Origin of the sequence: Mesorhizobium sp. M8A.F.Ca.ET.021.01.1.1 (assembly GCF_003998025.1) — a bacterium.
Classification (GTDB): Bacteria; Pseudomonadota; Alphaproteobacteria; order Rhizobiales; family Rhizobiaceae; genus Mesorhizobium.
This window is the reverse complement of record NZ_RZSJ01000394.1, coordinates 1-5,900: the sequence shown is the minus strand read 5'-3', so window position 1 is coordinate 5,900 and position 5,900 is coordinate 1. Positions and strand designations below refer to the sequence as shown.

Sequence of the window (5,900 nt, the reverse complement as noted above, 5' to 3'; positions counted from 1 at the left end):
CCGATGAAGGCCGCGAAGACGACGCTGGTCTCGCGGATCGCGGTGATCGGACCGGCAGGACCGAGTGCGAAGGCCGCCACCACGACGCCATAGGCCAAAAGCGCGAACAGGCCGCCGCCCAGCGCCTTCCACGTTTCCGGTGCCCGAGCATCGACGGCGAGCCTGCCGCGAAAAGCTACGAAGGTCGACGGCAGCAACAGGCCATAGGCCAGCAGGACCCAGGCGGTGTAGGCGCCGACATTGCCCGCCGCACGAACGCCAATCGCGTCGACCATCGCATAGGCGGCGATGATCGCCCCCGTTGCCAGGCGCGAAAAAGGATCGGAAAAGGAAGAAACGCGTTCAGCGCAAGACGCGGCAACGGCCGTTATAGACCATCCATCGATCGAAGCCCGAGACGCAGAACTCGACATTGTCGCCGATCGAGGCAAAGCCCTGGCCTTCCTCGATCAGATAGAAGATCGACCGATCCCGGCCATCCGACAGGCTGACGGTTGCCCGGCAATAGTGACGGCCGATCGGCCATTCCTCGCTCGCTTGCTCGTAGCGGTGCTGGCGAATGTCGCGAAAATCGGTGATAGCGACGTCGGGCAGATGCGGCACGTGATGCACCTGATAAGAGAACCGATCCGTGATCTTGCTCAGCACCCATGATTCGCCGCAGACGCTGCCATCGTCTTCAGTATAGACGGCGAGGTCAGCCGCCTTGACCGCCTGGGTGATCCCGAGAGGCGCGGTAAGCGGCGTGCAGAGCGAAATCAGGGCAGCAAGTGCGGATTTGGCGAAGCGAGTCATGGCAGCCTCTCAAGGTCGAATGCACGCACTGTGCGGATTCGCTTGACGGCGGTCAAGCGGTTGCCGAAACAATGGTTTCCAGAAACCGGTGCCGGACAGTTGCTGCAAGCAGCAATGCACTGGCGGCGGCGAAGTTCCCCAGAAGGCGGATCGTGCGGTCGTAACGAGCGCGGCGGTCGAAGGCGGCTATCCCGGCGGCGGGACCTGCTCGCCGGCCAGCCATTCCATCGACCAGTGCGCCGGTTTTGCCAGCGCAAGCAATCTGTGCAACGCCGGCAATACGGTTCTCAACTCACCTTCCAGCGTGAAGGGCGGATTGACCACCACCATGCCGGTGCCATCGAGGCTGGGTTCCGACGAGGCCGGCCTGATCTCGAATTCTATGTCGAGGATTTTCGGGATGCCGGATTGCTTCAGCGCTTTCCTGAAGGCGATCACCGCCCTACGGTCCTTGATCGGATACCAGAGCGCGTAGATGCCGCTGGGCCAGCGCTTGTGCGCCTTCACCAGCCCGTCGACGAGGCGGCCGAACTCACCCTCTTCCTCGAAGGGCGGATCGATGAGCACCAGGCCGCGCTTTTCCTTCGGCGGCAGGTGCGCTCCGAGTGCAAGCCAGCCGTCAATCTCCATCACCCTTGTCTGGAAATCGCCGGCGAACTCCGTCTTCAGCTTCGCGGCGTCTTTCGGGTGCAGTTCGATCGCCGACAACCGGTCCTGCTTGCGCAGGAGATTGCGCGCGAGCAACGGCGAGCCTGGATATTTCTTCACGCCGCCCTCGGGATTGAGTGAGCGCACCGCCGCCAGATAGGGCGCCAGCAGCGCCGCCGCCTTCGCGTCGAACGAGGTATCGATCAGCCTGCCGATGCCGCCCTGCCACTCACCGGTCTTTTGCGCTTCGAGTGACGACAGGTCGTAGCGGCCAATGCCGGCATGGGTGTCAACGACACGAAACGCCTTGTCCTTCTGCTTCAGATATTCGAGCAGGCGCGTCAGCACGACATGCTTGACGACATCGGCAAAATTGCCGGCGTGGTAGGCGTGGCGGTAGTTCACGTGGGACCCCTGCCCCAGCGTGGAGGCGGCTGCGAGTTCGGATTTTCCGGTCGTCCGCCACCGGAACGCAAGGACAGCAGGAAGCCGATCAAGCCGACCGCCATCAGCGAGAAGCCTATCGGCCGCGAGCGGCCGTCGATTTCCCCGACGCCGGAGCGCAAGACAAGGTCGACCGCTCGCATCGGTATGTCGTCGGCGTCGCCCGGGCCGACGGTGAAGACGTAGGCGCCAGGGTTGACAGTGGCAATCAGGCCAGCTTCGTCGCGAAAGATCTTGTCGGGCAGTTGCGGGCTGGCCTGGCGCGGATTGTCCACGTGGTTGAACTGCAGCGTCGAGGCAAGCACCGTGCGGCCATTGGTGGCCGCGGTCAGCGTCAACACCGTGCGCTGCTGCGAAACGATGCGTTCGGCCCTTGCCGTCAGGTCCACCAGCACCCGCACCGGCGCATCTCGACCTTTGAGCGATACGGTCAACGGCCTGAACCGGCCTTGCTCATAGACCCGCCAGGTGCCGATTTCGCGACCGGAGAAATTCGTCATCGCCCAGGGGTAGATGAGACCGATGCCGGTGCCGGCCAACAGGATCAGGACAAACAGAAAGCGCATTCAGGCGGTCACCTTGCAATCAAACCTTGCCGGACGGCTGGCTTGCATTCGCACCGTCGCGCAGGCGCTCCATTTCGTCCAGCACCATGTCGAGGCCGAGTTCGAATGTCTTGTCGAATTCGGCGGCACCAAAAAAGCGCCCGGCTGCCATGACATTTGGATAGTCCCTGGCCAATTGCTCGTCGCTGACCGTGTTCACCGCGGACGGGCCTCTGGAATAGCCCGCATTCTCGTCCAGCACCGCGCCCATCAGATAGTATCCGACGGTGCGGAACAGCCGCGCGCTGAGTTCAGTGTCGAAGCCGCCGTCCTTGAACAAGCCGATAATGCCGTTCAACCAGGCAAGGCAAGTCGGCGAGTTCATCCGATAGGTAACGATGAAACTGGAATAGGCGGGATGGTCGCGGCCGATGCGGCGAAAATCCTCAATGGCGATGCGCATTCTTTGCCGCCAGGGAAGGCTGGCGTCGGGGATTTCGAGCGCACCGATCAGCCGGTCGACCAGCGCTTCGTGCAGATGCGCCACTGAGGGAAAGTGATGGTAGATGCTCATCGCCTCGCAGCCGAGCGCAGCGGCGAGCTTGCGCATCGAAAAGCCGGAAAGCCCCTCCCTCTCGATCACCTCGAAAGCCGCGTCCTCGATCATTTCGCGGGACAGACGCCCGCGTGCTCTCTTTTTCTTGATTGATTGATCCATTAGCGCTGGCCTGACAGCTTACAGTGTAAGGTTCATTTTCACGATCACCTTACATCGTAAGGCTAGCAAAGGCCAGAGGAGAAACCATGTCGTACCATCGCATCGTCAAATCCATACAGTCTTCGTCCCATCGTGCTTTCCTGTTCGCCGCCGCCTGCGTGCTGTCGCTCGGCACCGGGCTGGCCCGTGCCGACGACTATGATGCCACCCTCAAGGACATACAGTCGACCATGGGCGGTGTACCGAGCTTTGTGAAACAGTTTCCCAAAACCGGTCTGCCCGGTGCCTGGGCCGAGGTCAAGGCCATCGAACTCAGCGACAAGACGGCGCTGCCGCCCAAGGTCAAGTCGCTGATCTCCCTAGCCGTGGCGGCACAGATCCCTTGCACCTACTGCATCTGGTCGGACACGCAGGACGCCAAGCGCGCCGGCGCAACCGACGAGGAGATCCAGGAAGCCGTGGCGATGGCGGCGCTGACCCGCCACTGGAGCACAATCTTCAACGGCATGCAGGTCGATTTCGATACATTCAAGAAGGAAATGGGCGGGCAGTAAGCCCGCTGGCAAGCCTGGCCTGCTTCAAGAGAGATCCATCACACTCGACAAAAGGGCTGGGATGGCCCGCAGCGAAGCGGGCCATCGTCAGCCTCGGCCATTTTACGGCTCGCACACCAGTGCTGCGTTCAACCCGAATGCGTGATCGCGCAATAGACAAGAGCCTGCCTAAGCCCTCAAATGCCATTGCCGAGATAGCCGGCATTCCACTATAAATTCGACGCGCCTGAAAGGGGAATGTCGCCTCGCATCTTTACGGATGAGGGACCTCGAATGCACAGAGATCACGGGCGGCCCGACGAAAAGAAATCGGGATTAAACCTTATTCCCGCGGGCCGATTTTGCCTTCTAATTTTGACTGTTGGTCTGCCCTGCGCCACTGCCAGCTGCGATGCGGATTCCATTCACAAAGCGATACTGGCAAGGTTTTCACAACCGAATGTTTACGTCTGCAGCCCGAGCGGATTTGGGCAACAATCTCATTGCAACCTGAAGATTTGAATCGTTCTGAACCTTCTTCATTCGGGTAGTTCTCCGGGGCTGCGCATCCCAGTGCCTCACGAGGGCACTTCCCGGCATTCCTCGATATCAAGCTTTTTGATGGCGCGCCCGAGAACAGCTCGCCGTGGCATGTGGAATCTCTTCGCGGTCGAGCCAATATGCTGATTCAAAATGAGGAACCGCGCCCACGGCCACCTGCACGCGACTAGCGGGCGTGCCGCCTCATGATTAACCATTGGCAAACACAATTGGTTAAGAAATCGCTAATTTAGTTGACTGGAATTTCCACAGGTATATTTTCAATTCGTTGGGATGTGCAATTTGGGCGAGCAATCGGCGATGATGGCACCAAGCGCGTGATCGCGATCTCGGGGCGCATGGACTGCTGAACGGCAGCATAGAAGCCGCGCGGCAGTGGCTCCGCAAACTCAGAAAATGACAAGCGCGCATCAATGATGGCGATCCGCGGATGCGGAGGATTGCCGCGTTTCAAGAACGTGGCCGGGCAGTGCTTTGCCCCGGCCCGACGGGTAGTGTTGCGGTGCGTAGGAGGACTGAATGAGTAAGGTCGTAAAGGTTCTGAAACTTGGTTCCAGGAACGACCAAGAGGGCAACGGCAAGGGCCACAACCGAAGCCGGGCTCTGGTCGCCGGGGGCGCTGGCTTCCTGGGATCGCACCTGTGCGAACGTCTTTTGCAGGACGGATACGACGTCGTCGCGGTGGACAATTTCCATACCGGCAAAAGATACAATCTCAATGCGCTGCTGCACGATCCGAGATTCAGCTGCATCGAGCACGACATCGTCGATCCATTGACCTTGGACCTCCGGTTCGACGAGATCTACAATCTCGCCTGCCCCGCTTCTCCGCCACACTACCAGGCAGATCCGATCCATACCTTCAAGACGAGCGTGCTTGGCGCGCTGAACCTGTTGGAACTGGCGCGTCGCAACAACGCCAAGATATTCCAGGCCTCCACGTCCGAGGTCTACGGCGATCCCTTCGTGCACCCGCAACCCGAAAGCTATTTCGGCAATGTCAACACGCACGGACCGCGGTCCTGCTATGATGAAGGCAAACGCTCGGCCGAAACCCTGTTCTTCGACTATTCGAGGACATATGGCCTCGATATTCGCGTTGCCCGCATCTTCAACACCTACGGCCGCCGCATGCAGCCCGACGACGGGCGCGTCGTCTCGAACTTCATCGTCCAGGCGTTGCGCGGCGAAGACCTGACCGTCTATGGCAGCGGCTTGCAGACCCGTTCCTTCTGCTACGCCGACGACCTGATCGAGGGCTTCATGCGGCTGATGAACGCGCCGAGTGCCCCTACCCACCCGGTCAACCTCGGCAATCCCGGCGAATTCACCATCATGGAACTCGCGACGCTGGTCGTGGGCTACACCAATTCCAGATCAAAGATCGTGCATCGGCCACTGCCGATCGACGATCCCAGGCAGCGCAAGCCGGACATTTCCTTCGCCAGGAACAATCTCGGTTGGGAGCCGAGGATCAATTTGGCCCAGGGGCTCGCGCATACCGTCGACTATTTCGACACCCTGCTCTACGGAAGGCGGCTGGCCAAGGGCGCCGCGGCGGCTTCATGACCGGGAAAGCAATCCTGGTAACAGGGGGAGCCGGCTTTATTGGCAGCCACACCTGCAAACTGCTTGCCGCCGCCGGTTACCTGCCCG

Annotated in this window: 8 protein-coding genes and 1 pseudogene; 3 read left to right on the top strand and 6 right to left on the bottom strand. The window is 60.5% G+C overall.

Going from position 1 to position 5,900, the window contains the following annotated elements:
- The 5 genes and pseudogenes from EOA36_RS24925 to EOA36_RS24905 form a co-directional block, all read right to left on the bottom strand.
- Positions 1–308: pseudogene (locus tag EOA36_RS24925) on the bottom strand (EamA family transporter); the annotation flags it as partial.
- 34 nt (positions 309–342) lie between these two features.
- Positions 343–795 carry a hypothetical protein gene (locus EOA36_RS24920; RefSeq protein WP_127279839.1) on the bottom strand — a complete coding sequence of 151 codons (453 nt, stop codon included), beginning with the start codon at positions 793–795 and terminating at the stop codon, positions 343–345.
- Between the two features lie 186 nt (positions 796–981).
- Positions 982–1,848, bottom strand: coding sequence for a 23S rRNA (adenine(2030)-N(6))-methyltransferase RlmJ (locus EOA36_RS24915; protein WP_127279838.1), 867 nt, complete (start codon positions 1,846–1,848; stop codon positions 982–984).
- Positions 1,845–2,453 (bottom strand): hypothetical protein, encoded by a 609-nt coding sequence (locus EOA36_RS24910; protein WP_127279837.1) that lies wholly within the window; start codon positions 2,451–2,453, stop codon positions 1,845–1,847. The genes EOA36_RS24915 and EOA36_RS24910 overlap by 4 nt, the downstream gene beginning before the upstream one ends.
- Before the next feature lie 19 nt (positions 2,454–2,472).
- Positions 2,473–3,150, bottom strand: a complete 678-nt coding sequence (locus EOA36_RS24905; RefSeq protein ID WP_127279836.1) for a TetR/AcrR family transcriptional regulator — start codon at positions 3,148–3,150, stop codon at positions 2,473–2,475.
- Positions 3,151–3,236: 86 nt separating this feature from the next.
- Between EOA36_RS24905 and EOA36_RS24900 the strand changes: the two genes are divergently transcribed.
- Positions 3,237–3,704, top strand: coding sequence for a carboxymuconolactone decarboxylase family protein (locus EOA36_RS24900; protein ID WP_127279835.1), 468 nt, complete (start codon positions 3,237–3,239; stop codon positions 3,702–3,704).
- A gap of 769 nt (positions 3,705–4,473) precedes the next feature.
- Here the strand turns inward: EOA36_RS24900 and EOA36_RS24895 are convergent.
- Positions 4,474–4,698, bottom strand: coding sequence for a hypothetical protein (locus EOA36_RS24895; protein ID WP_127279834.1), 225 nt, complete (start codon positions 4,696–4,698; stop codon positions 4,474–4,476).
- 65 nt (positions 4,699–4,763) lie between these two features.
- Here EOA36_RS24895 and EOA36_RS24890 point away from each other — a divergent pair, with 65 nt between their 5' ends.
- Both EOA36_RS24890 and EOA36_RS24885 read left to right on the top strand, forming a co-directional pair.
- Positions 4,764–5,813 carry a UDP-glucuronic acid decarboxylase family protein gene (locus EOA36_RS24890; protein ID WP_127279833.1) on the top strand — a complete coding sequence of 350 codons (1,050 nt, stop codon included), beginning with the start codon at positions 4,764–4,766 and terminating at the stop codon, positions 5,811–5,813.
- A partial coding sequence (locus tag EOA36_RS24885; protein ID WP_127279832.1) for an NAD-dependent epimerase/dehydratase family protein occupies positions 5,810–5,900 on the top strand: 91 nt, incomplete at its 3' end. The genes EOA36_RS24890 and EOA36_RS24885, both read left to right, overlap by 4 nt.